14 protein-coding genes are annotated in these 25,324 nt (G+C 65.5%); 5 read left to right on the top strand and 9 right to left on the bottom strand.

The window, feature by feature from the left end:
- Window positions 1-37: 37 nt before the first annotated feature.
- Both KF833_05580 and KF833_05575 read right to left on the bottom strand, forming a co-directional pair.
- Entirely contained in the window at window positions 38-709 is a 672-nt protein-coding gene (locus KF833_05580) for a sigma-70 family RNA polymerase sigma factor (GenBank protein MBX3744761.1), read from the bottom strand.
- Window positions 710-889: 180 nt separating this feature from the next.
- Window positions 890-2,221: a DUF418 domain-containing protein gene (locus KF833_05575; protein MBX3744760.1), complete on the bottom strand. Its 1,332-nt coding sequence runs from the start codon at window positions 2,219-2,221 to the stop codon at window positions 890-892.
- A gap of 349 nt (window positions 2,222-2,570) precedes the next feature.
- Here KF833_05575 and KF833_05570 point away from each other — a divergent pair, with 349 nt between their 5' ends.
- From KF833_05570 to KF833_05550, 5 genes are all read left to right on the top strand, one after another.
- Window positions 2,571-3,368, top strand: coding sequence for a hypothetical protein (locus KF833_05570; GenBank protein MBX3744759.1), 798 nt, complete (start codon window positions 2,571-2,573; stop codon window positions 3,366-3,368).
- A gap of 89 nt (window positions 3,369-3,457) precedes the next feature.
- Complete coding sequence (locus tag KF833_05565; GenBank protein MBX3744758.1) at window positions 3,458-4,834, top strand: right-handed parallel beta-helix repeat-containing protein; 1,377 nt, start codon at window positions 3,458-3,460, stop codon at window positions 4,832-4,834.
- Between the two features lie 207 nt (window positions 4,835-5,041).
- Entirely contained in the window at window positions 5,042-6,526 is a 1,485-nt protein-coding gene (locus KF833_05560) for a DUF11 domain-containing protein (protein MBX3744757.1), read from the top strand.
- Window positions 6,527-6,600: 74 nt separating this feature from the next.
- Window positions 6,601-9,888 carry a c-type cytochrome gene (locus tag KF833_05555; GenBank protein MBX3744756.1) on the top strand — a complete coding sequence of 1,096 codons (3,288 nt, stop codon included), beginning with the start codon at window positions 6,601-6,603 and terminating at the stop codon, window positions 9,886-9,888.
- A 214-nt stretch (window positions 9,889-10,102) separates the two neighbouring features.
- Window positions 10,103-11,686: a DUF5060 domain-containing protein gene (locus KF833_05550; GenBank protein ID MBX3744755.1), complete on the top strand. Its 1,584-nt coding sequence runs from the start codon at window positions 10,103-10,105 to the stop codon at window positions 11,684-11,686.
- Window positions 11,687-12,040: 354 nt separating this feature from the next.
- On the opposite strand, the gene KF833_05545 is transcribed toward KF833_05550, so the two are convergent.
- From KF833_05545 to KF833_05515, 7 genes are all read right to left on the bottom strand, one after another.
- Window positions 12,041-12,619, bottom strand: coding sequence for a redoxin domain-containing protein (locus KF833_05545; GenBank protein ID MBX3744754.1), 579 nt, complete (start codon window positions 12,617-12,619; stop codon window positions 12,041-12,043).
- A 365-nt stretch (window positions 12,620-12,984) separates the two neighbouring features.
- Window positions 12,985-13,179 (bottom strand): hypothetical protein, encoded by a 195-nt coding sequence (locus KF833_05540; protein ID MBX3744753.1) that lies wholly within the window; start codon window positions 13,177-13,179, stop codon window positions 12,985-12,987.
- Between the two features lie 534 nt (window positions 13,180-13,713).
- On the bottom strand, window positions 13,714-16,614 hold the full coding sequence (locus KF833_05535) for a hypothetical protein (protein ID MBX3744752.1): 2,901 nt from the start codon (window positions 16,612-16,614) through the stop codon (window positions 13,714-13,716).
- Window positions 16,611-16,931 (bottom strand): hypothetical protein, encoded by a 321-nt coding sequence (locus KF833_05530; GenBank protein MBX3744751.1) that lies wholly within the window; start codon window positions 16,929-16,931, stop codon window positions 16,611-16,613. The genes KF833_05535 and KF833_05530 overlap by 4 nt, the downstream gene beginning before the upstream one ends.
- A gap of 522 nt (window positions 16,932-17,453) precedes the next feature.
- Window positions 17,454-23,501 (bottom strand): Ig-like domain-containing protein, encoded by a 6,048-nt coding sequence (locus KF833_05525; GenBank protein MBX3744750.1) that lies wholly within the window; start codon window positions 23,499-23,501, stop codon window positions 17,454-17,456.
- A 286-nt stretch (window positions 23,502-23,787) separates the two neighbouring features.
- Window positions 23,788-24,351 (bottom strand): nucleotidyl transferase AbiEii/AbiGii toxin family protein, encoded by a 564-nt coding sequence (locus tag KF833_05520; protein MBX3744749.1) that lies wholly within the window; start codon window positions 24,349-24,351, stop codon window positions 23,788-23,790.
- A gap of 3 nt (window positions 24,352-24,354) precedes the next feature.
- On the bottom strand, window positions 24,355-24,549 hold the full coding sequence (locus KF833_05515) for a hypothetical protein (GenBank protein ID MBX3744748.1): 195 nt from the start codon (window positions 24,547-24,549) through the stop codon (window positions 24,355-24,357).
- Between the last annotated feature and the right edge of the window lie 775 nt (window positions 24,550-25,324).

Below are 25,324 nucleotides of genomic sequence, written 5' to 3'. Positions count from 1 at the left end.
ATCTCCAGCCGATATCCCCGGAGGTTACGGCCCGGGGCTAACCCGGCGTCTCGAGGCGGTTGCCCAGGGCAGCCATCAAGTCCCGCAATTCTCCGTCCACCTGGTCGGGATGGCCGACGGTGCGGCCCACCTCGGTCCGCAGGAGATCCCGAAAGCGCCGGCGCAACCGATGCACCGCCACCTTCACGGCGCCCTCGCTCATGCCGAGCCGCGTCGCGAGTTCACCATACGGCGCCGACCCCTTCGCACCCCACACGGAGGCCTTGAGGACCTCGAACAGTTCCGCCTTTCCGGCCGAGGCATAGCGCTCGCGCAATTCACGCAGGGATCGTTCGAGCAGGGTCACGGCCCAGCGCCGGTCGTAAAGGGCCTCGGGAGACGGCCCTTCCTCGACGTCATTCGCGTAAAGGCTTTCCGCCGTCCGCGGATCGAGCGGGACGACGGCATGCCCGCGTCCCCGTTTCCCGGTCCGGGCCCGGGCCCACTCGTTGAAGAGAAAGTGGCGCAGGGAGGTGAGCAGGAAGGTGCGGAACCGTCCCCTTTCCGGATCCGCCAGTCGCAGATGCTTCTTTCGAATCAGCCGGGCGAAGAACTCCTGGGTCAGGTCCTCGGCGTCCGCAGGTGAATGCCCGTGGCGCCGGACATAGGCGTAAAGCGGATACCAGTAGGCGCGACACAGCGTCTCGATCGCATCCGCCGCACCCGGCATCGAGCTGTGTCCGGCCGTCAGCACCATGCTCCAGTGGGTGGAAGCGAAGGCCTGCCTCGGTGACTTTTTCGCGTTCGTGGGGTCCATGGCCGGAGAGAGCCTTGCGCCGATGCACCTGCCGGTCCTGCCACCATCCTGACCCTGTCCCAGAAAAAGCAAATTCCTATCCGCTGTCCCGGCTCATCTCCGCATCGCCTCGCGGCCGTACGTCAGCCGTCGCCAGAGCCATTCCGCGGGACCGAACCTGAAACGTTTCAACCACCAGACGCTGAGGGGAAGTTGCACCGCGTAGATCACCACGGCCAAGCCCGCTCCCGCGGCCATCCCCACCGAACCATACCAACCCAGTCCGTAGCTGTAGAACAGCGTGGTGCAGACCAGGGATTGGAACAGGTAGTTGCTCAATGCCATGCGCCCGGCGGCGGCGACCGGTTGAAGCGCCCGCCGCCAGCCTTCCCGTTGCAACAGCAAGACGAGCCCGCTCGCGTAGCACAGTCCCAAGGCCGGTCCGCTGATGGCCAGCGCCCCCAGGGCAACAACCGACGCGAAATTCACATTCGATGCATCGCTGGCCGCATGACCCAATGCGTAAACCCCACTGGCCGGCAACCCGATCAGCAAACCCCAGACACCTACACGCCGGACCCACGGCAGGTTGGCCCCGACATGCCGCAGGATGCCGCGGCGCCCGGCGCAGAAGCCCAGGAGGAACATCGGAAACACCATCGACGCAACCACCCAGACAAACTGATACAGGAACGCCACATTCCGACCGCGCTGGACGAAGATCTCGCCCATGCCGCCCTGCGCAAACACGCGGAGGTTTTCCTCCGACTGCCGTGCGTAGGATTCGTTCGCAGCGGCCAGTTCCTTTTCAATCATCCCGGCGACGTTGGGCAACATCGAAGCCACCGCGAACAACACCCAGAAGGCGGCGTAAAGGAGCACTGGAAGTGCGAGAAACACCGCCGCCCAAATCAGCAGCGTCCGGGATTGGCAGCGGAGAAACGCGAGCAACAGAAACCCCAGGATCGCGTAGAGGACGAGGATGTCCCCCTCCCACAATAGAAGCGTGTGCGCCAGTCCGATCCCGAACAATGCAGTCAGACGCCTCGCGTAGCGGCCGGCAAACGGGACCCCGTGCGCGTCCGCCCGCTCCATCTGGATCGCCACGCCCACGCCGAACAGAAAGGAGAACAGCGAATAGAATTTGCCTTCGGCAAGGATCCGAATCGTCCAGCCGGCCACCGCGTCGGCACGCGAGGCCGTCCCCATCGGGTTGCCCAGCACCAACTGGTAAACCGGCCAGCCGAAGAGGGCCATGTTGACGAGCAGAATGCCGAACAGCGCGAAGCCGCGCAGCACGTCCAGCGTTTCAATCCGTTCCACAGGAAGGACCGGCCCTGGACCATCAGGCCGGAACCCGGCAATGACGGGCGGCACCTCCGGCGGGATGAGGCTCGGCATCACGGCGTCGTACACGAAGCCGCCCGGACTGGGAACGCGAAACAAGCGCCGCGGGGAACCAGCGGTGCATCCCGGAGTTGTGGGTGGGGTGCGAACTCCGCCCAGCGGCGCTTCGGAGGGCCGAGTTCCATGGGGCCGCAACGGTGTGGAGCGTTGGGTTGAGGACTCGCAAAGCTCGTCCCTCCGATTCGCTGCCTCCTCCCCCACACCTCCGGGATGCACGGGGCAACCAGGGGCAAGGGCTGACGCCCGATCCGGGGAGGACCCGGTGAGAATGGGTGTCCGGCCGTGTGGATTGGAGGATTCCAACACCCGTCGGACGGGGTGCGTTTCGCCAGCGCAAGGGGCCATTCCCGAGTTGTCACGGCTCGGCGCAGTGGCGCAATCTGGGCGCGTGAGCGACATGACCGCCAGCCAAGAGCGCAAAGCCGAGATCCTTCGGCGCGTCCAGGCGGGTGAGAAGGCGACGCACGTCGCCCGGGACGTCGGGGTCACCAAACAATACGTTTCGTGGCTCCTTAAGTTTTCGAAGGAGGCTGGCGTCGAGGCGACGATCTCCCGCCGGCGCGGCCGGCAAAAGGAGCTGGCGCTGACCAAGGAGGAAGCGGAGGCCGTGCGGGCGCGCCTGCTCTCTCTCCGTCCGGCGGACGATCCCGCGCCCGGCAATTTGTGGCGCGCGGACGAGATCAAGTTGTGGTTCAGGCGAACCTATGGCCGCACGCTGAGCATTCATCAGTTGCGTCGCGTCTGCACCGATTACGGTCTCCGGCTGGCGCCCTCCCTGGACGCCAGGGATCTGCTGGATGATCCGGAGCTGGGGGCAGAAGCGTTCCACGCTCCGAAAAGTCCGGGGGCTGTATCGGCAGGTTCTGAGGATGACGACGACGGCATCTTTACGCGCAAGCGGGGGCGTCCCAGGAAGTCCGAGTCCTTCGAGACCAGCCGGATGTCGGATCGAATGATGCAGCAGATCCTCAAGGCGAACGAGGAAGCTGCGGCCATCATGGCGCGGGCACGCGAGCAGGAGGCCGCCAGGCTGGCAGCCGATCCGGTCCCACCGGTCCGATTGGGTCCCAAGATCGGCCGCAACGACCCCTGTCCGTTCGATCCCAAGATCAAGTTCAAGCGATGCTGCGGCGCCACCGGTGCGGTGCGTTGCACCCGTCAGGGCACGGAGCAGCCTCCGCCGTAACCGACAGGATTCGCGTCCATGGCGAGTCCGGGGACTCGGGCCATCCCCCGCCCGGGTCCGCGTGTCGGGGGATCTGACCGCAACCCGCCATGAAAGCCATGCCTTCCCTGCCCTGCCCCGCCGGCCGAACCCCTCGACGCGAATTCCTGCGACGTCTCGGTTTCGCTGCCGCGTCCATCCCGGTCCTGGGTTCGCGGTTCGAACTGCGAGCCGAGCCCCGATCGGCTCAGGGCCTCGACGTGCGCATCACGGATCGCGGTGCGCGGACTCACCGGAGCGACCGGAACACCGTCGCGATTCAGGCCGCCCTGGATGCCTGTCACGCGGCCGGCGGCGGAACGGTGCGCGTGCCGCCGGGACGTTTCCGCACCGGCGCCCTCCTGCTGAAATCGAATGTGCGCCTGCATCTCGAGGAGGGCGCCATTCTTCAGGGGTCGGACGACTGGCAGGACTACCCGGCGTTCGGCGACGGGTCCGGCGGCCGGAGGCAATGGGGCGACGGCGAATGGTCCAATGCGCTGCTGACCGCGTTGGACGCGACGAATATCCGCATCGACGGGCCGGGCACGATCGATGGTGTGGACTGCACCCGTCCGCAGGGGGAGGAGGGGTTCCGCGGGCCGCACGCCCTGGTGCTGCGGAACTGCCGCGACATTTCGATCCGCGACATCACGGTCCGGCGCGCCGGGAATTATGCCCTGATGTGCTTCGACTGCCGCGATGCCGTTGTGGCAGGCGTCAGGGTGCGGGGCGGCCACGACGCCCTGCACACCCAGCGCTGTGAACGATTCCGGGTGGTGGATTGCGATTTCCGGACGGGCGACGACGGGTTTGCCGGGTGCGACAACGCGGACTTCGAGATCCTCAACTGCCGGATCAACTCGTCCTGCAACGGGTTTCGCCTGGGGTGCGAGCGACTGGTTGTCCGGGACTGCCACCTGTGGGGGCCGGGCGAGTACGAGCACAAGATCAGCGGCCGGACCAACATGCTGGGCGCCTTCGTCCATTTTGCCCCGCGCGACCGCCATCCCCAGCGGCCGAGCGACGACTGGCTCATTGAGAACCTGACGGTGGACCGGGCGGAGGCGCTGTATTTGTACGACTTCGAGCGCGGGGGCTGGATGCAGGGCCAGCCGGCGCGCCGGCTCCACTTCAGGAACATCCGGGCGACCCGGCTTGCGCGCACCACCCGTGTGGTGGGCGACGCCGGACGTCAGTTTCAACTGACCCTGGAGAACGTTTCCCTGTCGCTGCACGGGGCCCACCTCGATCAACCGGTGCTCGACGTCGACCGGTTCGACACGCTGACCCTCCGCGATGTGCGCCTGGCCAACAGCGGCGCCCAGCCGGTCCTCCAGGTCCGGCACGGCCATCGGGTGCGGATCGAGGGACTGACCGCCGTACCGGACAACAGCCGGCCGTGGCGGATCGAAGGGGTGGACGCGGTGGAAGGCGCTGAGCCGTAGCCACGCGGCAAGGTCGGGCGCGCTGGCTTGATCTCTTCGGGCAGGAGCTTCGTCGTTCGCTCGTTCCGTAACCCGGTTCCGATCCGCGCCTCGCTCACGCCTCGTCCTGCCCGGGAATCCGCGGCGCCATCGCCCTCCTCCTGACTCCATGGATACGGCTTAGCCTTGGATTGGTGGGGAGGGTGGGGCAGACTGCCGTTCAGATCGATGAGACGGACATGCACGGCATTCCTGGGCGTTGCGTTGGCGTGGCTGTGGCTGGCGTCGCTGCCGGTCGCGGCGCAACCGCATCGCGCGACGCATTTGGGGAACCCGGCGACGCGGTTTGCCCCGCCGATACAACGGCCCGAGGAACTGCGCGCCCGTTTCCGCGATCCGACGCTGCGCCCGGACATCGCATCGATCCTTCGCCAATGGGGGTGGCAGGGGGATCTGGGCGATCTGTTCGAGGCGGCGGAGACGGCGCCGATCACGGAGGTGCATCTCCCCCGGGGCACCCGGTTGCCGTTCATGTCGTCGAGGAACCGGGGGCGTCCGGTGGTGCTGCGGGATGTGATCTGGGAGGGGCGGCAACCGATCGATGCGTACGTGTTCGTGTTCAACTCGAACGGGCGGCGATATCGGTGCGTGACGCCGAAGGCTTGCAGCAACTTCCTGCTGGTGGACCTGGGGGCCGTGCGGCCGGAACTCGAATTGGAATTGTCGGTGCCGCCGCAGGTGACGACCTGCGATCCGTGGGAGGTGCGGCTGCGGTTGCGAAACGCGGGTCATGATGCGCTGACCGACGTTCGCTGGACCGCCGCGCTGGCGGAGGGGCTGGACGTGGGGCCGGGGGGGATGCTGACGGGCACGATCGCTGTGTTGCGGGCGGGTGAGGTGCGGGACGTGCCGGTGCCGATGCGGGCGACGGCAGGCGGGGGAAAGTCGATGACATGGCAGGCGGTGTCGGCGGAGGGGGGCCGGGCCGAAGCCGTCGGCAACACGACGGTGCGGGGGCCGCGCCTGACGATCGATTGCGTGGCGCCGCCACGGGTGTTGCTGGGGCATCCGCTGGAGATCTGCCTGGTGGTCCGCAACACAGGGGACGCGGCGGACCTGGTCACGGTGACTCTGCCGGTGCCGCCCGGGGTGACGGTGGTGAGCGCGTCGCAAGGCGTGGTGTATGTGCCGCCGAATCTGACCTGGGACCTTGGGGAATTCGTGCCGGGCGCGGCGGTGCGAATCTGCGCGACCTTCGAGGCGCCCGATCTGGGCGGGGTGACCTTTGCCGCCGCCGCGCACGGTGCATGTGCGGAGCGGGTGGTGACGGGGTGTGAGCCGCGGGTGGTGGGAGTGCCGGCGATTCTGCTCGAATTGGTGGATGTGGAGGACCCGGTGCCGGTGGGGGGCGAGGTGGTGTATGAGATCCGGGTCACCAACCAGGGCACCGCGGCCCTGACCAATGTGCGCCCGGTGGGAACGGTGCCGGATTTGCAGGAGTACGTCTCGAGCACAGGCGCCACACCGGCGCATCTCGAGGACGGGGGACGCCTGGTGATGGAACCGGTGGCCACCCTGGAACCTCAGGCCACGGCGTCGTGGCGGGTGGTGACGCGGGCGCTGGAGGTGGGAATCGCGCATTTCCGGATCGACCTTTCCAGCGACCAGTTGCCGCGAGCCTTCGGCGAACTCGAAAGCACCAACCAATACTGAGCCGTGACGGCAGCTCCAGTCCGTCCGGAAGAAGTTCGTCGTCGCCTCCGACGGGCTTCGTTACGCTCCGCTCCATGGATTCCATGAACCGACTTGTTCTGTACGCCCTCGCCTGCTTCGCGACGGTTCATTCCTCCATCGCCGCCCCGTTGCCGGAACCCGCCAGGGGCGAGACCATCGTGCTTCTTGGCAACGGCCTGCCCGAACGCGAACAGAACTACGGCCGCTGGGAGACCGAGTTCTATCAGCGCTTTCCCGACGCCAGTCTCGTGATCCGCAACATGGGGTATCAAGGCGACACCCCGGCCTTCCGACCCCGTCCAGGCCAGCCCGATCAATGGGCGTTTCCCGGTGCAGCGGAGTTCCGGCCCGAATTTCAGATGCACTTCGGCATCGGCCATTACGACAAGCCGGACGACTGGCTCAAGCTCGTGAAGGCCGACACGATCCTCGCCTTCTTCGGCTTCAACGAATCCTTCGACGGACCCGACCATGTGGACCGTTTTCGCGCCGAACTGACAGCCTTCGTCCGGCACACCCTCGCCCAGCAGTACAATGGCCGTTCCGCGCCCCGGCTTGTCCTGGTCTCGCCCATTGCCTTCGAGGATCGCTCCCGGGACTACGATCTCCCCAGGGGCGACGCGGAGAATGAGAACCTCGCGCTCTACACCCGTGCCATCCGTGCCGTCGCCGAAGCGCACAATCTTACCTTCGTCGATCTGTTCTCCGTCTCGAAACAGCTCTACGCACAGCACCGAAATCCGCTGACTGAGAACGGCAGCCATCTCAACGACGACGGTTACGCCGCCACCGCCGGGCCTCTTGTCGAGGGCATCTATGGCCGCGGCCCGCATCGGGCAACGGCACAGGCCGGCCTGCTCCACGCCGCGGTGCAGGAGAAGATTTGGATGTGGTTCAACGACTACCGGATGCTCAACGGCGTGCATGTCCACGGCCAGCGGTACCGCCCCTACGGCAATGTCAATTACCCGGAGGAGATCGAAAAGATCCGGCAGATGACGGCGTTGCGGGACCGGAAGATCTGGGACATTGCGCAGGGCAGGACCTCGGACCTCACGGTGGATGACTCCACAACCCGCCCGCTGACGCCCATCGAAACCAACTTCCGTCGCGAGATCACCTATCTCGACGAACAGGAGGCCCTGAAGACGTTCACCCTGCTGCCCGGTTACGAAATCAGCCTGTTTGCCTCCGAACGCGAGTTTCCCGAGTTGCGCAATCCCGTCCAGATGTCCTTCGACAACAAGGGCCGGCTGTGGGTGTCCGTATTGCCCAGCTACCCGCACTACGTTCCCGGCGGCACGCGACCCAACGACAAAATTCTCATCCTCGAAGATACCAATGGCGACGGCCGTGCGGACAAGCAGACGGTCTTCGCGGACGGCCTCTCATTGCCCATCGGCTTCGAACTCGCCCCCGAAGGCGTCTATGTCTCCGAGGAACCCAACCTGATCCTGCTCAAGGACACCAACGGAGATGACCGGGCCGACGAGAAGGTCGTCCTGCTTGGCGGCTTCGATTCCCATGACACGCATCACGCCATCTCGGCGTACACCGCGGACGCCTCGGGCGCATTCTACCTGAGCGAGGGCCGCTTCCTCCATTCGCAGGTCGAGACGCCGTACGGTCCCCGACGGTGCAACGACGGTGGCGTCTGGCGCTTCGACCCGAAGAGCTGGCGCCTCGAACGCTGGTCGCAGGCCGACTACAACAACCCGTGGGCGGTGGCCTTCGACGAATGGGAACAGGGTTATATCTCCGATGCGTCGAGCGGTGACAACTACTGGGCGCTGCCGGTCTCGGCAAAGATGCCTTACGGCATCGAGATTCCCAAGGTGGACCAGTTCGCTCCGCGCCGTGCCCGGCCGACGTCCGGCTCCGAGTTTGTCTCGTCCAGGCATTTCCCCGACGCCGTGCAGGGTCACTTCATGATCTGCAACAGCATCGGCTTCCTGGGCATCAGCTACCACGAGATCTGGGAGGAGGGCTCCGGCTTTTACGGCAAGGTGGCGGGTGACCTGCTGTCCTCGACCGATCCCAATTTCCGTCCGGTCGATCTCGAGACCGCACCGGACGGCTCGCTCTATGTCGTGGACTGGCACAACGCGCTCATCGGTCACATGCAGCACAGCGCCCGCGACCCCAACCGCGACACCGCGCACGGCCGCATCTATCGCATCACCCATCCGTCGCGCCCGCTGGTGGTGCCGCCGAAGATCGCCGGCGCAAGCCTCGCGGAGCTGCTGGAGAATCTGAAACTGCCAGAGTACCGGGCCCGTTACCGCACCCGCCGCGAACTGCGCGGGCACCCGGCCGGTGAGGTCCTTCCGGCGGTGAAACGCTGGGCCGCCTCCCTCGACCAGAGCGATCCGAACTACGAACGCTATCTGTGCGAGGCGTTGTGGGTGACGTGGGCGCAGAACCAGGTCGATGCCGGCCTTCTCCAGCAGTGCTTCGCCGCGCGCAGTCACCAGGCGCGGGCCGCCGCCGCCAACGTGGTGCGCCACGCCTGGCGCAGAATCCCCAACAGCACCGCCCTCCTCCTCCAGGCGGCGAACGATCCCCACCCGCGGGTCCGCCTCGAAGCCATCGTTGCCGCGTCCTGGCTCGACAACCCCGCTGGCGCCCGCATCGCCCTGGAAGCCCTCCGGCATCCCTTCGACCGCTGGATGGGCCCCGTTTTCGATCTGATCATGAAGCAGACCCTCGCCGACGATGTCCTGGCACTGGAGAAAACCGGTGCCCTGGCCGCCATCAAGCAGGCCAACCCGCGCGCCGTCGAGTATCTCGACGGCAGACTCGACCTCGCCAGCATCGCGCCCACCGAGGACAACCGGCCGCAGGGACCCACCCGCAATCTCACGGCCTCCGAAAGGAAGACGTACGACCTCGGTCGCGAGATCTACCGACGGGATGGTCTCTGCGTCTCGTGCCATCAACCCAACGGCCTCGGCATCGCGAACATCTACCCGCCACTCACCGCCATCGACAATCCGTGGATCACGGACAGCGACGAACGCCTCATCAAGATCGTGCTCAAGGGTCTCTGGGGTCCGATGGAACTGGCCGGCCAGCAGTACGATCCCGGCAAGGGCGTCCCCCCCATGCCCGGCTTCGGACCCGTGCTCAACGACGACGAGATCGCCGCCGTCATCAGTTATGTCCGCCAGTCCTTCGGCAATGACCTGCCCTTCATCTCCCCGGCCGCCGTGCGGGCGGTCCGCGCCAGGACCGAGGATCGCCGGGACTTCTACCTGATGGAGGAGATCATGCGGGAGCACCCGATTCCGGGCTGGGAGGAGTGGCAGAAGTCAGCGACCCCGCTGGAGTCGTTTGAGTAGGAGACAATCGGGTCATGGTCCTCGCTGCCACGGCCCGGTGGAAGTGGATATGTCGGGTGCGGAGGGACCGCTGGCGACCGAGTGGATCGCGCCGGTGGATGGCAGGAGAGTGATGGGCAACCCGGTTGCCGGCGCCATCAAACACGCCTTGCGGGCGCCTTTCCAAGGTCCAGCCGTGCTTGTGGCGGGCAATACGATATAGAAACTGCACCTCATGAAACCCTCCCTTGTTCCGCCGACCCCTTCCGGACGTTGGTTTCCTCCGCAGGGACTGCTCCGGTCGGTCCTCGCCGCTGCGCTGCTCCTGGCCAGCCTCATGCCGTCCGTACGCGCCGCTGAACGCTGGGGTGTCTTCGAAGTCGTCCTCGGCGGCCCCGACTCAGGCAATCCCTACCTCGAAGTGCAATGGTCCGCCACCTTCACCCAGGGCGACCGACAGGTGACCGTGCCCGGGTTCTGGGACGGCGACGGCGTTTACCGGGTCCGCTTCAGCCCGCCGACGATGGGGGAATGGCGGTACCGGACCCAGGGTTCGGTGCCGGAACTCGAGGGGAAGACCGGGGTCTTCACCGTCCATGCGCCCGCCCCCGGCAACCACGGTCCGGTCGAGGTGTTCGACACCCATTACCTCCGCCATGCCGACGGCACGCCGCATCATTCGTTCGGCACCACCTGTTATGTGTGGACCCACCAGCCCGAACCGCTGCAGGAGCAGACCCTGGGAACGCTGGCGGCTTCGCCTTTCAACAAGATCCGGTTCTGCGTGTTTCCCAAGAGATACGCCTACAACCAGAACGAGCCCGAACGGTTCGCCTTCCGGAAGGGCGCGGATGGGAGGTTCGATTTCACCCGGCCAGACCCGTCGTTCTGGCGGCATCTCGAACGCCGCATCCTCGATCTGCAGCGGCTCGGCATCGAGGCGGACCTGATCCTGTGGCATCCCTACGACCATTGGGGCTTCTCGGAGATGGGGCGCGACCACGACGACCGTTACCTGCGCTACGCCATCGCGCGGTTGGGCGCCTTCCGCAATGTCTGGTGGTCGCTGGCCAACGAGTACGACCTGATGGCCCCGGGCGCCATGGCCGGGCATCGTGGCGACAAGGCGATGGCCGACTGGGACCGGTTCTTCCAGATCCTGCACGCGGAGGACCCACACCAGCGGCTGCGCGGCATTCACAACTGCCGCGGGTTCTACGATCACGCCAAGCCCTGGGTCACCCATGCGAGCGTGCAACACGGGGACCTGGTCCGGACCCTGGAGTGGCGCAGTCAGTATGGCAGACCGGTGATCGTGGACGAATGCGGCTACGAGGGTGACATCCCGCAGGGCTGGGGCCGGCTGGGCGCGCAGGAAATGGTCCGGCGCTTCTGGCTGGGCACGATGACCGGCGGCTATGTCGGGCACGGAGAAACCTACCGGCATCCCGACGACATTCTCTGGTGGTCCAAGGGCGGCGTGCTGCACGGCGAAAGCCCCGCACGAATCCGATGGTTGAAGGATCTCATGGCCCAGGCGCCGCCGTTCCATCAACTGGCACCAAGCCGGACTCCCCAGGGCGGGCTGTGGCTCTCCAAGCCCGGCGAGTATGCCCTTCTCTACACCATGAACCAGCAGCCGCAGACCGTCCTCCTCGCCGGTTCTCGACCCTGGAAGGTGGACTTGATCGAGCCCTGGGAGATGACGGTCACGGCGATGGGTTCAGCTTCGGCAGGCGAATTCACCGTCACACCGCCCAAGGCCGATCTGGTGTATCGCTTCACTCCCAATGCGCCGGGTGAACAACTGCGGCCCTAAGAGCCTGTCTGAAAACTGGGAGGGGCCCTGCGACGAGGGGTTTTGGCCTGGGCCAAGGCGGCGAGGCCGGCGCATCCCCGCAGCGGGCTGTAACGGTCGAGTCAACGCAGGCCCAGGCCGAAAGGACCGCCGCCCGAAGGGTTGTCGCGGAAATGGCCGGCTGGCTTCGTTGCTCCTCGGTCACAGACCGCTGGCGGGTAGGCTCCCTCCTCGCGCCTCGCCATCCGGCCTTTTCCGCGACAACAGGGCCCCTTCCAGTTTTCAGACAGGCTCTAAACGAAGGAGAGCCGCCATTGCGGCTCTCCCTTTCCGGCTCCAGCCCGGGCGGGTTCCTGCGAGCCCGCCCGTTGACCGTTAGTATTTCACGCCGCACCCGTAGGGCCGCGTCTGCTTCACCGCGACCTCGGTGCCGGCCAGAACCGCCTCAACCGCCTCGCGCACGAAGTTCCGCGCCTTCCTTGGATCGCCGCTCGGTGACGGATTGTCGTCGATCGCGCCGTCGTAGGCGAGCGCGCCGTCCCGGGTCACGACGAACATGTGCGGCGTCGTGCGCATTCCGTAGGCCTTCCCGATCGTCCCGGCGTTGTCATCCAGCCACGCCGTCGCCTTGATCTTCAGTTTCTCCCATTCCGCCTGCGCCTTCGATGGCGTGCGGTAGCTGGAGTTCCTGGCATGCGTCGAGTTGACGATCAACCACACCACCCCCTTGCCCGTCAGCTCCGCCTGAAGCTCCTGCATGGCGCCGTCCTTGTAGTGATGAACCACGAACGGGCAATCCTGGTTGTACGACTCGATCACCACCACCTTGCCCCGATAGTCCGAAAGCGAATGCGCCTTTCCCAGGATGTCCGTCCCTGTGAACTCCGGCGCCTTCGAGCCCACTTTCGCCGCACCGAATGCCGCCGCCGCTCCCAGCGCCAGAACCGTCGTCAACACTGTCCAATGTCGTGCAGAAAGTTTCATAGCGACCCCATCCGAATGCTTCCTTCCCGATTCGTCAAGGCCAAGCCTCACCCGGACCCGTGCATCCATGCATCCCGGAGTGGTGGGTGAGGACGGATGGCACGGGGTTGGCCGCACTCCGTTTGGTGTCCACGCTTCAGCGTGTCGGGGTGGTTTGAAAGGCTCACGCTGAAGCGTGTACACCCAACCGTCCTGGCAGGGGAGAGCGGACCCGGGGTCAGATCTGTGAAATTGACAAATCAGGCTCGGGATCGGGCGGGCGACGAGAATGCCAGATTCAGAGATCTGACCCCGACCCAGCACCGAACCCGGGAGAACCTGTGTGCTGCGCGAACTCACTCCAAGAGCCCGATCACCCGGATGAACCGGGTCGTACCGCCGATCGTGTTCGTGATGCTCGTGGCGGTGGTCGGCTCGCCCACGTCCTGCCACGGCTGGCCCACCGCGGCGGTCTCCTGAAGCTGGTAACGCGCGAACCCGGGGTTCCACTCGACCACCACCTGATCGCCTTCGCGGCGGATTCCGCGCATCAGGACACCGGTTGCCGGCCGGAGGCGAAAGGATTGCAGACCAATCAGTGGCCTTGGGAGTGACAGGTGTCCATGAGCCGCGCTGAGTGCGTAGAACAGAGGCGATTCGCCAAAACCGCCCAATCCCCTGGCAACGACTTCCTCGTAGGTTGCACCCAACCGTGCATCCCACGCGCGCACCTGGAGCCAGGCGTAGCCTCCACCTCCGACGTCAAGCACGAGGACACCGTTTCCCACAAAGTACCCTCGAGTTATTAGCGGCGCGCTCGCCCTCTGCCAAAGAACCTCAGCCAGGGCGGGAGCCATGGTCTCTGGTCTGGCGCCTCCGTACAATTCGGCCAAATAGTTGGTTCCTTCGAGAGGGATTCCTCGCGCGTCGAGAATCGGAGCGTCAAGCCCATCTCCCCGCGAGATGTTGCGAAAAGAAAAGTACCCCTGCGCCAGTCCAGACTGCGCGATGAGCAGGCCAAGCATTCCACATTTGAGGAGAGTCATTGCTTTCGCCGGGTTGGGGTTTTCGTTGCGAGGCAACGCCTATTGGGGCCAAGTCAGTCGAGCAAATCGAATATCGCTTTGATTTCGACCGTAAAGAGTGCCTTGGGCTGTGAGCCGATAATCGGTCCAGGTGACGTAAACGTAGGAGCTATCAGCCCACGCGCCGTTGTACTCGCCAACATGACCCTGATAGGCCGGTTCTGTAACGGTGAGCACGTCGTCATCCCACTCCGGATAGTGCCAGTGAAGGTTCACACCTCCCGGCGGATAAACCGGATCGTAATGGCCATTCGTCTTGTTCGCCGCCAAAGTTCCCGCAAATACCGGCGGAAAACTTTGCGTCGTGATCCGAAACTCGGTGCCGAAGGTCACGCTGCCGCCGCTCGCAATCGTCCCCCAACGGCCATACACGTCGATCAGGGAGTTGTTGGACGAGTCATTCCGCCGGTCGTACCAGGCGACGAACAGCCTGGTGCCATCCGGCTTGACGGCGATCACCGGCATCCACTGATCGTTGCTGGCGACACTGTTCACGCGGAGGGGACTGGTCCAGCTTGCGCCGCCGTTGCTGGAGCACACGAAGAAGACATCCGCCCTGTCACTGCCTGTTCCCTTGTCCGCGTAGGCGACGTAAAGATGGCCGGCCTTGCTGGAACTCGGATTGGCTGCGGGCACGGGAAAGGGAAAGACGCGAAAGGTGTCGTTCGAAGCCGAGGAGTTGCTGCGCTTGAGGGCCAGATCCCCGTATGCCTCCCCGGTGGTCACCGTTTGCAGGATCTGCTGGGGGCTCCCAACACTGGCGCCCCGACTCTGCACCTTTCGAAATTTGATGTAATTGTTGTAGGCGCCGCCACCCGCACTTTGCGAATCGAGCCAAAACACGTACGCCACGTGATTGGCATCGACTACCGGAATAGCTGACTGGACCTGTCCATTGGTCACAGATGCCGCGATCTCCTGAATGGTGTTCCAGTTGGCGCCGTAGTCCGTCGAAACCGTCAGCCACAGCTTCTGAGGTGGTCCAAAGGTCGTAAACGTGACATAGACATCCCGCTGTCCGGTGCCCGTGGCATTATCGACGGTGATCCAGGGCTTGTCGGTCTGGGTTTTGTCACCGCAGATGAGGGCAGGTGTGCCAAAGCTCACGCCCCCGTTTGTGGACTTCCAGAGGGGAATGCCCTTGTGGCCCGCATTGCGCGGAGACGTTCCCACCAAATAGACGAGCGATCCCGTAGTATCGACCGCCAGCACGGGGTCTCCGGCATCGCCATCGTCGGAGGTGCCGGAGCCTTGCGTGCTCAGCGGGGGAACCCCTTTGTCCACAAACACGGCTCCGCCGAATTCCGAAACGGCATAGCCGACCATTCTCGGTGTGTAGGAAGTCAAGAGGGAGCTTTGCCCCAGAGCGTACACACCCGAGTTGGAGTCCACGTAGGCGACCACGACATTTCCATTCAGGACCGCACACGTCGATTCGAACTGCGAATTCTGTTCCTTGCCGTAATCCGCGGCTGGGCTGTTGACGAGCACGTTGAAGGACAGTTCATACTCGAGCAGATCGCCAAGGCCGTCGGAATCGCTGTCCGCCAGGTTCGGCGAGGTTCCGAACAGGTACTCCTTGAAGTTGATCAACCCGTCGCCATCGGGATCGCCGTGGCCGTTCTGCGCGGAGGTGTTGCCGAAGTAGGTCACCTCCCAACTGTCGGGCAGTTCGTCGTAGTCGTTGTCGCCCTCGCAATCGAGGGTCATGCTCCCGCCGATGCAGCAGCCCGAGGTGGGCGTGGTCACGTTGCAGCGCTTGATGTTCGTCAGCGAAACCGTCGGCGAGTTCCAGCCACCAACGACGCCGGTCTGCGTGTTCTTGAATTTGGAATCCCGGACGGAGTGCGAAGCGCTCACCCCGGGATTCTGGTCGTAAACCACTCCTTGCTTCGCCCAGCGGACGGAGGCGTTGCGAATCTCCGTATTGAAATCGACGTAGTAAACCCAAAGAGCGGGATTGGCCATGTGGGCGGGACTGCCCGTGCTGCCGCTGATGACTTCACCATAGAGATTCTCATCCTTGGAAGTGAACACCACCGGAGAGCCCGACGACGGGAATGTGAAGTGCCCGTAAAGGTAGAGGTAGGCATTGTTGGCGTATTTGATCACCGCGCCTTCCCCAAAGGCGATCGAGTACCCGCTCACTCCGAAACCGGAGCTGATGTAGTAGGTGCCCTTGGAGACAAAGTTGAAGTCGGTCGCGCCGCCCGTCTTGGTCACGTAATCCAGCACGAAGCCCCGCTGGGAAGGTTCACGACGAGCAAACTCATGGCCGCGGTCGAGTGACGCGATCCGCGCCGGCACGAGGCGTCCGGAGGATGCCATGGACTCACCGTTTCGGGTGGCCTCTCCCAAATCTGCTGTCGCAGGTGGCAGGTCTTCGAGGAATGGCGCAATTGCCTGATACTCAACTCCCTCTATGAGACGGGTGCGGCCGTCGATCCGCTGGAACTCCTTTCCCACGGGAATCTCCGTCCCTGGCTCGCCGCCTGCGCCATCATTCAGCTCTTCATCAAGGGCGAACGCCCGTCCGATCAGCATCCGAATCTCCTGCCCAAAGACGAGCAGGTGATCCGTGAAATCCGGTTCCACCATGGAGCGCCTGATCGCGGGGTTTTCTTCCACACGAATGAAACGAGTGAACCGCTCCGGTTCCGGCGTATCCGGCCCGAACTCGGTGATCACCTCCAACCGGGATCGGTCTGACAATCCGAACGCCTGTGGCGACGGCGGCGCTTCGTGCAGAATGACGTCCTGATGAAAACTGCCGATCTCGTAGATGTATCGAATCGAGGCGTGGAGTTCTCGGAAGCTGTCCGGGTAAACGACGACATTCGATGCAACCTGCTGAGCGAACGTATCTTGAAGCCCTGCGAGTATCACGGATTCGCCGCTCACTGGATCGAAGTATGCGAGAGCCAGCGGCGCGCTGCGCAGGGTGATGTCTCCGGCCGTGTGCGCTGCCAGGTTCCAGTCTCGTCGCGATAGTTCAGTCCGTCCGACAGTTCCACGTAACTCGCCCGCTGCGGAGTGGTCGCGCCATTGCCTCCCACGATCTCGTGAGCTGCGTCCCAACGTGTGGAGTAGGCATTGAGGATGGTTGGGCGCGCGCGTTCTTCGGCTTCGCCCGCGGCAGTCGCAGGGATTCGTTGTGCGGGGGCCGGCAACACCGGGTTGAACAGAAGGGCGCCGAAGAGGAGGGGGATGGCTTTCACGGCTTGGTTTCGGCCGATGTGGTTACGAATGGTTGGCTGGGTCTCCCTCTGCCCCCGCGCGTCTCTTTATTCTGCGAAGAGAGAGAACTCCCAGACTGGGTGAAGCCTGCTGGCTCGCGGGGAAAAGATGCAAGCCTTTTGTTGTGTCCCGGATCATCGCATGGTGAATCCGCGAGTTGTGAGTGAGGAAGCGGCGAATTGGAGGGACGAACTCCGCGAGTCCACAACCCGAAGCACCCCGCCGTTGGGGCTTCGGCCCTCCGATTTCACCTCGCCTCTTCCCTCCAGAGGGACTCCTTCCGGGCAACCGTTCCCAGGATTCTGAGCGGCACACCGGCGTCGCCTCCGCTCCAATCGCCTCCGCGCGCCCTGCCACTCAAAATCCAGTGAACGGTTACATCGTGACCTTGGCGATTGAGCAATCTTGTAGTCGAAAGTGGGAACCCAGGTTAACCGTTTTCCTGCAGAATCTTCACCTGCACCAAATCCTTGGAACCTGTTACGTACGCTCGGAACGGTATCTCACGGGCGGGGGCGCACGTGCAGTTCCAAGCCTGTGGCGGTGTATTCGATTTCAAACCTCCGGTCGGGAGCGATGTCCAGCCCTGTCAGGGACTCGAATTCCCCAGCGCGGGATGCCCCGGTGAGGACGGGATAGATGGCGCCCACCACCGGCACGAAATTCCCGGGTCGGCGGATCTCAAGCTGCCCAGCCAGGGTGACGGAACGGATCACCGCGAGACGCCCGGCGGAAGCCGGTTCCGCCGGGGGCGCCAGGATCTCCAGGGCGAGCGTCCCGTCAGCGGTTTGTTGGAAGGTGCCGCCCACCGTCAATCGGCCGGCCGCGACGGCGAAGAGGCCTTCATTGACCACGTGCAGGTCCACGCGGCTCTCCCCATCGCCCTCCTGCAGGAACGAACCGGCATTGGTGAACCGGAAATCATCGGAGACCGGATTGGCGGCGATCCGGAAGCCGTCGCCGTGCCTCCAGATCGCCCCGGGCAGGACATCGATATGGGCGCGCCGGCCGGGGAACAAGGAGAAGGGTTGCGGACCCCGGGTCGTCACGGTCCCGAGGATCTCGAGGGTGCGATGGTTCAGGGACAAGGCATTCACGGCGTCGATCTCGAGGGTGCCCAGGATACGCGTGGTGCCCCCGCCCGCCATGTCGCCGCCCGTCCAGACGATGCGGTCGGTCACTTCGACGGTGCCCATTCCACCCAGTTCGGTGCCGGCATCCTTCAGCAGGAGTTCTACGGTGCGGGCGTCGCCGTGGAACCGCGCCTTGGATCGCGCCTCGACGGTGGTGCTGCCCACGTCATACGCACCATGCACATCGATCTCCGAGGCGGTGAAGCCCGTGAAGCCGCCTCCTCGAACCAGAACCTGTCCGGCTCCGGCGATCCGGGACCCGGGTTCGGCGACGAACCGCGAACCCGACACCGACAGGACACCGCCTTCGTCGAGCGTGAGCCCCCCCTCGATCCGCGGCCACCCGGCCATGGCGGGGACGGATGCGGCGATCGACCATGTGGCACCCATCCGCACGCGCACCTGGCCGGTTCCGGCGAAGCGCGTCTCGAAGAACTCGATCCCGCCCTCCTCGATGTCGAGCTGGCCGGGGTTGCGGAACGCCATGCCGCCAAACCGCACGAGGCCCGTCCCGCGCTTCACGACGGTGCCCCGATTCTGGAAGCCCAAGGCGGTGTCGGAACTCGTCGCCATCGCGAGGAACTCGCTGTTGACGATCTCGAGCATCCCCGAGGCGCCATTCTGGAACCCGGCTTCCTGGAACAGGGTGAGCCCGCCCCCGGTCCACAGGGCCGGTCCCTCGTTGACCACCGTCAGGGTATGGATCGAGCGACTGGAAGTGCCTTCCATGCGCAGTCCGCCGCGGGCGCGCACGATGCCCCGCGTTCCCTCGAAGGAACCGCTCGACCACACGAACAACCCGTTGAGGATGGCCTCATCGCTGACGCCGATCCGGCCCCCCTGGAAGGTGAACCGCTCCTGCGAAAGGAGGCTCCGGACGGGGAAGAAGCCGGTCGTGACCTGGGTGGTGATCTCGGCGTCCGGCACGTCGATCACAAGATCGTCTCCGGCGCGAATGGCCCCCATCGACCAGTTGGCGGCGACATTCCAGTTCCCGCCCGTGGCCGCGATCCAGGTATTGGTGTCGCGGGCCTGGAATGACCATCGCACCTCCTGCGGAAGCGTGTTCCCCGAACGATCGGCGAGGCCCGCGGACAACACGGCGGTGTACGAACCCTGCGGCAAAGGAAGCGCCGTCTGGAGGAATGCGGTTCTCGTCGCGGCCTCGAACCCCACCGCACCGGCGATCGCGAGGTCATCGGCGGTGTTTGGATTCCCGTCGGGGCCGGCCTCGAACAACCGGAACGTGGACGCATTCACGGTTGCCGGGTCGAGCGGTTCGCTGACCGTCGCCCACAGGCGCGACAACGTGCCGCTGCGTACCACCGCGTTGGTTGCCGGATGCACCGCGCGAACCGTGGGCGGAACCCGATCCACCAGCGCCGGCACGATGAGCGGGTCGCTCCAGGCGAAGGCGCCTCCCGTGTCGGTCGCCCTGGCCCGGAGCGTGAACTCACTCCGGGTCGCCGAGCGCAACGGCGCGAGGAACCCGAACTCGAACGGATACGTGCCGTCCACCTGGATGCGTTCGCCGTCGAGGTACAACTCCACATCGCGGACCTGGACATCGTCGGTGGCCCGAACCGACACCCAGATGGGTTCGACGGAGTCGCCCTCGGGCCCGGCCGGGTCGAAGATGGGGTGCAGTGAAACGCTGGGCGGCACTCCCGCGAGGTCGGCCGGAAGGTAGTTGAAGACCTGCAGTCCGGCGCCCGAATCGGCGATCAGCGCAAGGCCGTTGTGGAGGACGGGCTTCCTCGAGTCTCCCGGCGTGTCGAAGGTGGTCAGCACCTGGCCCGCCACCCCGGGGTCCGTGGCATCGTAGAGCGTCAATCGCAGCGCGGTGGCGCCAACACCCCACGGGGCGGTCGCTGCCAGCATCATCCCCGAACCCGTCGAGGCCAGGTTCCAAACGGACAACTGCGTTTCGTCCGCCGCGCCCACGACGACAGGCGCCGTCGGATCGCGAATGTCGATGATCGCGTAACCCCGGTTGTGGCCCACCACCGCATGGTCATCGCCCACGAAGAGAGGGCGCCCGGGCACAAGAACAGGAATGTCGCCCGGGACGGCCACGGTCCCGATCGGCGTGGGCGGGCCGGGTGCGTCGCTGAGAATGTGCAATGCGTTGCGCGTGAGCACGAAGATCATGCCGCGCGTGGCGGTGACTTGATCAACGGGCCGACCGTCCCCGGTCCACTCCCAAAGCATGGCGCCCGTGCGAAGGTCGTATTTCCGCACCCATCCGTTCTGCAGGCCTGCGTACCCGTACACCCCACGGACGCCGACTGCTGTTACCGTGAAGAACGTGTCGAACCGATGGGTGACTCGTGGACTCGCCGGTGCGCTCAGGTCAACCACGGCCACCTGGGTCGGGAGGCCCACCAGAGCGGTGGGACCTGAAACCGCCACCAACTGCACCGAACGTTCGAAAGGCACCTGAGCGAGGTGCAGCGGGCTCAAAGGATTGGAGATGTCGATCACGGCGATCCCCTGCGACTGATCCGCCACCACCGCCAGTTGGTTCCCGATCCCGAGGTCCATTGCGGTCCCCGGAGTGTCCACCGAAGCCAGGACCCCGGTCGCCATGGGCAGGCCGTCGAGTGGATCCGTTCCGTTCCGCACCTCCACGCCATCCGGGATCCCGTCGCCGTCGGTGTCCGGGTTGGCCGGGTTGGTGCCGAGAACGTCCTCGAGATCGTCAGGGAGGCCGTCGCCGTCGGAATCCGCGGAATCCTCCGGAGAAAAGATGGCGCGCGGGATCGTGGTGAAATTCCCGGCCCGAGCGGCTCGGAACACGGTGACCGCAGTCTCGAGAGAGTGCGGGTCTGCGTATTGAACGAGGTAAATCGCCTCGGCGACGAGAATCAGGCTGTTGAACTCGCCGTTGGGCCCGAGACGTCCGCGCTGGGCAAAGCCGTTCTGCGTGTTGGTGATCTTGTAGAACACCGACGGACGAAGTTCATACGGCCGCGCCGAGGTGGGCGAGGGCGAGGCGAGGGCGGCGCGACCGCCCGCGGAACGGTGACCGTGAAAGGCCGCATCCTGATCGTCCGCCAGCTTCAGAGCGTGTTCGAAGTAGTCGAGAGTCGTCTCCCAGCCCCGGGCCTCAAGGGTCAGCGCCGTCTGAAGGAGCGTCTCCGCCGTCTCGCGGATCGCCGGCAGGTTCAACTCGGCCGGGGTGAGCAACCCGGCGTTCATCCGGTCCTTCCGGTCGATCACCGCTAGGACGTCGCTCATCGCGATCCCAGGCGGACGGGGCATGGCCACAATCGCGTCCCGTTCTTCCGGCGAAATGCGGACACCCGCGGGACTCGAGATCTGGCTCGCCTGCCGGACGGCACCGAGGATCGCATGCGCGGCGACGGCGCCTTCGGGAGGGATGACACTCCACTTGGAACTTCCGTACAGCGCCGCGAAGAAATCCGCCGAGTCGGACCAAAGTCGCGCCTGTTCGAAGAGCAGTCCCGAGGGAATGGCGCCCGGAGGCACGACCACCGATGGCCTGGGATCGAGGCCGTGCAGCGCCAACACCGACCGCGGGGCGTCGCGGCACAACCGATAGCGCACATAGGCGTTCTCGCGCCCAAACAGGCAGGTCATCGAAGCCGAAGTCGCCCCGCCAATCACCGGAACACACCCGATCAGGCTCGTCGCCACATTGCCCAGCACCGAACCTCCGCAGGAATCGTAATCGACCGCACAATCGGCGGCTGCACTCACGCCGCCCGCGAAGAAACTCACCCCGCAACCAAACACCGGAATCGCCGAGAGCAGCGACAAGGCGCACTGGCCATCGGAAAGCAGCAGCTTCTTGCGCTCGAGATCGCAGGGATCGACCGGATCGTCGTCCGGATCGTCCGGGTCGTCGGGATCCCGCGGATCCCGCGGATTCCGCGGGCCTCCACCGCCTCCGCCGCCCCCCTCGGTGTTTGGATTGGTCCCATGCCACCCGGGCGCCGTGACGCCCACGCCCGGGTCGCTCACCGCGAGGCGCCCGTCGGCGCTGATGGTCATCGATCCCTGGAGCTCCCATCGCCCGGTGTCGTGGTTGAAACTCCACAGGCCCGTCTTTGCCCCGGGCGGCAGGACCTCCCCCGTGACAGGATCGGGGAGGTTCGGAAAGCGGACCGGCGCGGGCCTGTCGAAGTTGAGCGCGCCGTCGGTCTGGATGGTGATGACCAGGGGGAACCCCAGTCCTACGGGCAACAGTCCGGGCAGTCGATCCGAAGGCACCGGCGCGATCCCCGCCAACCCGCCGCGGCGTCCGTCATCGGCAAACAGCGCGTTGGCGGGGACCGTCACCGTGACCCCGGCCAGTTCCGGGTGCTCCCGAAGGGTCTCCGCGGGAAACGCGATCTCCGTGTCCGCCGTCATGCTGACCGGTTGCAGCGTGCCCGCGATGATCCGCGGCAGATAGACCTCCCCGGTGCCGCCCGCCAGGTTGGTCCTTCCCGCCACCGCGGTCCACGACTTGCCGACCGACGGATAGAACGATCCGTTCGGATACGCGCTGCCCTCGGCGGTCCGGCCATCGATATGCACGAAGAACTCCCCCGCCGGCACCGGGCTCAAGATGAAGCTCCCGTCCTCCTCCGTGGTCGCGCGGACCGATTGCTCCCGTCCGTCGAGCGTGACGATCGCGCCGGCGAGGGGACGGTTGATGGGCTGTCCGTCGGGCCCAAGGCCGGTCTCCGAAGCCAACACCCGCCCGGTCACTGCCGTGTTCGGCACGCTGCTCAGGCTGAGCGTGGTGAAATCGAACACCGCCGTGCCGCCCGGTTCCCCGTCGCCATTGGCGTCCAGCGGACGGCCCAGCCCGTCGGTCAACCCCTCGCCCATCAACGTGACCCGGATGCGCGCGCTGCCAGGGAGCGGTTCCAGATGGAACAGAGTGGCCGTGCGCCGGTCGCCGCCGATCTCGACCCGGCCGAGGATCCGGCGTCCGCCAAACTCCGCATGGAACTGATCCGTCGTGATCTGCGCGGAGGCCGCCAGCGGAGCGGAGAAACGCACGACGGTCTCGCGCGTCACGGCCACGCCGCTCTCGCCCCGGGCGGGCGACGTCGAGGCGATCGTCGTGAGCGGAGCTGTCATGGTCCGCAGCCGGAAGAACCGCGCCTGCGGTCCGAACGCGAGGCGCACCGTCATCTCCCCGGCCTCCACCGCCGGGGTCGCCGAGACGGGAGTCCACGCGATCGGCGGCAACAGCGAGGCGGCTTCCTCCACCCCGAATCCCGCCGGTTCGGCCGGCCATGACAGGCGGAAATCGAAGGCATCGAGCGCCCGGATGGACAGCCGGGGCCCGGCGCCAGCGGCGGCCTGCCCGTGACCCTGGATCGGACCATTCAGGCAGAAGAACAACCCGAGGACGCACCAAGGGAATCCCGACGCCACCCCACGCCGAATGGAATGCATGACAGTGCCGAGCCATAACACAGGATAAAGCTCAGCGTCACACAAATTGATCATGCCCGGCCGCGGCGCAGTGGATCCCGGAGTTGTGGGCGGAACCGACGATGACGGTGGGCAGGATGGCGGCCCGCCTGGGGATGGGCACGCGGGGACACCTGAACCACCGGCCGTATCGGCGGCGGCAGGCCTGGAGGACAGCCATGATCAGGAACTCACCCCCCCTTACGATTCGCCATTCCCCCGGGCCGAACAGCCGCCGGAACGAGCCAGTCCAGCGTGGCAGAGGATCTCACGGGGACACCAGGCCCTCGTCGCGCAAAAGCTCGTCGAGCCCGGGCAGGCGGTACCGGCGGCAAAGCTTCCGCAGCCCGTCCACATCGATCTCCGGGTTGCGGCGCAGGAGTTCGGCGATGTCGGCCTTGGACTTGTGACCCCCGGCATAGAGTTTCAAAGCGACCAGGTGTGGAAGCGGCACCAGCCGCAGCGGACTCCCCGGCCGAATCGTCTGGGTCGCCTCTCGCAGCGCATCATCGATCACCGCCGGAAACCGTCCACCGTAGTTGATCACCTGCACCTGACCGAACCGGCCCGTGACATCCATGACCCCCCCCAGCGGGTCGTCCAGATCGGGATCCCGAACCGCCACGGAATGGCCTTGACCGCGTATCGCGTCCGCAACCGCATGCAGCGCATCCCGCTCGATGCTCACCGCCAGGTCCAGATCGTCCGTGAACCGCACATAACGGTGGGCGGCCAGGGCCACTCCGCCAATCACCACGGCTCCCACGCCGCGCGCTTCCAGAATTCGGGCGACCCCCTCCGCAACCTCAATGATCGACTCGGGATCCGGCATCCCTCAGCCCTTCCTCCTGGCGTCGATCGGAACAGGCGAAATCCAGGCAAACCGGTCCCCCATCGAGAGCGCGGCCCGCACCCGCTCCTCGATCGTCATCGCTGCGACGCGTTCGATCTCGGCCTGCAGCGAAGCCTGGGCCACACGGCTTACTCGGGGCCGGTGCATCGCCACACCGGGCGGCGGGTTCGCATCCATGACCCAAGCCTCCACCCGGCCATCCACGGGTGGCAAGAAACGAACAGCGAGACCGGTGCATCCCGGAGTTGTGGGAGAGGAGGCAAAGAATCGGAGGGACGAGCTCCGCGAGTCCTCAACGCTCCACACCGTTGCGCCCTCGTGGAACCCAGCCCTCCGACGACGGACCCGGAACGGACCCGGGGTCAGATCTGTGAATTTGACAAATCAAGTCGTGGCGCCTGATAGGGAGCCAAATGTCAAATTCAGAGATCTGACCCCTGGGCTCGCACCCAACGGGTCGGGGATTGGGGACGGGCGGTTGGGTGTGCACGCTTCAGCGTGTCGGGGCATGACGATTGGAAGGGGAGCGCTGCGCGACGCGGCGGGATGGCAGGGGAGGGTGCCGCGACCGGCTGAAGCCGGGACACCCAACGGGTCGGGGATTGGGGACGGGCGGTTGGGTGTCCACGCTTCAGCGTGTCGGGGCATGAGGATTGGAAGGGGAGCGCTGCGCGACGCGGCGGGATGGCAGGGGAGGGTGCCGCGACCGGCTGAAGCCGGGACACCCAACGGGTCGGGGGTTTGGGGACGGGCGGTTGGGTGTCCACGCTTCAGCGTGTCGGGGCATGACGATTGGAAGGGGAGAGCTGCGTGACGCGGCGGGATGGGAGAGGAGGGTGTCGCGGCCGGCTGAAGCCGGCACACCAAACGGGTTGGGGATTGGGGACGGGCGGTTGGGTGTCCACGCTTCAGCGTGTCGGGGCATGAGGATTGGAAGGGGAGAGCTGCGCGA

It is taken from the genome of Verrucomicrobiia bacterium, from assembly GCA_019634625.1.
In the GTDB taxonomy this organism is placed as follows: Bacteria; Verrucomicrobiota; Verrucomicrobiia; order Limisphaerales; family CAIMTB01; genus CAIMTB01.
This window is presented reverse-complemented; position numbering and strand designations above follow the sequence as displayed.

What these genes read in the sequence shown, in the direction of transcription:
- KF833_05525 (MBX3744750.1), bottom strand. Translation starts at nt 23,501, where the DNA reads ATGCATTCCATTCGGCGTGGGGTGGCGTCGGGATTCCCTTGGTGCGTC.
- KF833_05580 (MBX3744761.1), bottom strand. Translation starts at nt 709, where the DNA reads ATGCCGGGTGCGGCGGATGCGATCGAGACGCTGTGTCGCGCCTACTGG.
- KF833_05540 (MBX3744753.1), bottom strand. Translation starts at nt 13,179, where the DNA reads ATGCGCGGAATCCGCCGCGAAGGCGATCAGGTGGTGGTCGAGTGGAAC.
- KF833_05555 (MBX3744756.1), top strand. Translation starts at nt 6,601, where the DNA reads ATGGATTCCATGAACCGACTTGTTCTGTACGCCCTCGCCTGCTTCGCG.
- KF833_05560 (MBX3744757.1), top strand. Translation starts at nt 5,042, where the DNA reads ATGAGACGGACATGCACGGCATTCCTGGGCGTTGCGTTGGCGTGGCTG.
- KF833_05565 (MBX3744758.1), top strand. Translation starts at nt 3,458, where the DNA reads ATGAAAGCCATGCCTTCCCTGCCCTGCCCCGCCGGCCGAACCCCTCGA.
- KF833_05520 (MBX3744749.1), bottom strand. Translation starts at nt 24,351, where the DNA reads ATGCCGGATCCCGAGTCGATCATTGAGGTTGCGGAGGGGGTCGCCCGA.
- KF833_05515 (MBX3744748.1), bottom strand. Translation starts at nt 24,549, where the DNA reads ATGGATGCGAACCCGCCGCCCGGTGTGGCGATGCACCGGCCCCGAGTA.
- KF833_05550 (MBX3744755.1), top strand. Translation starts at nt 10,103, where the DNA reads ATGAAACCCTCCCTTGTTCCGCCGACCCCTTCCGGACGTTGGTTTCCT.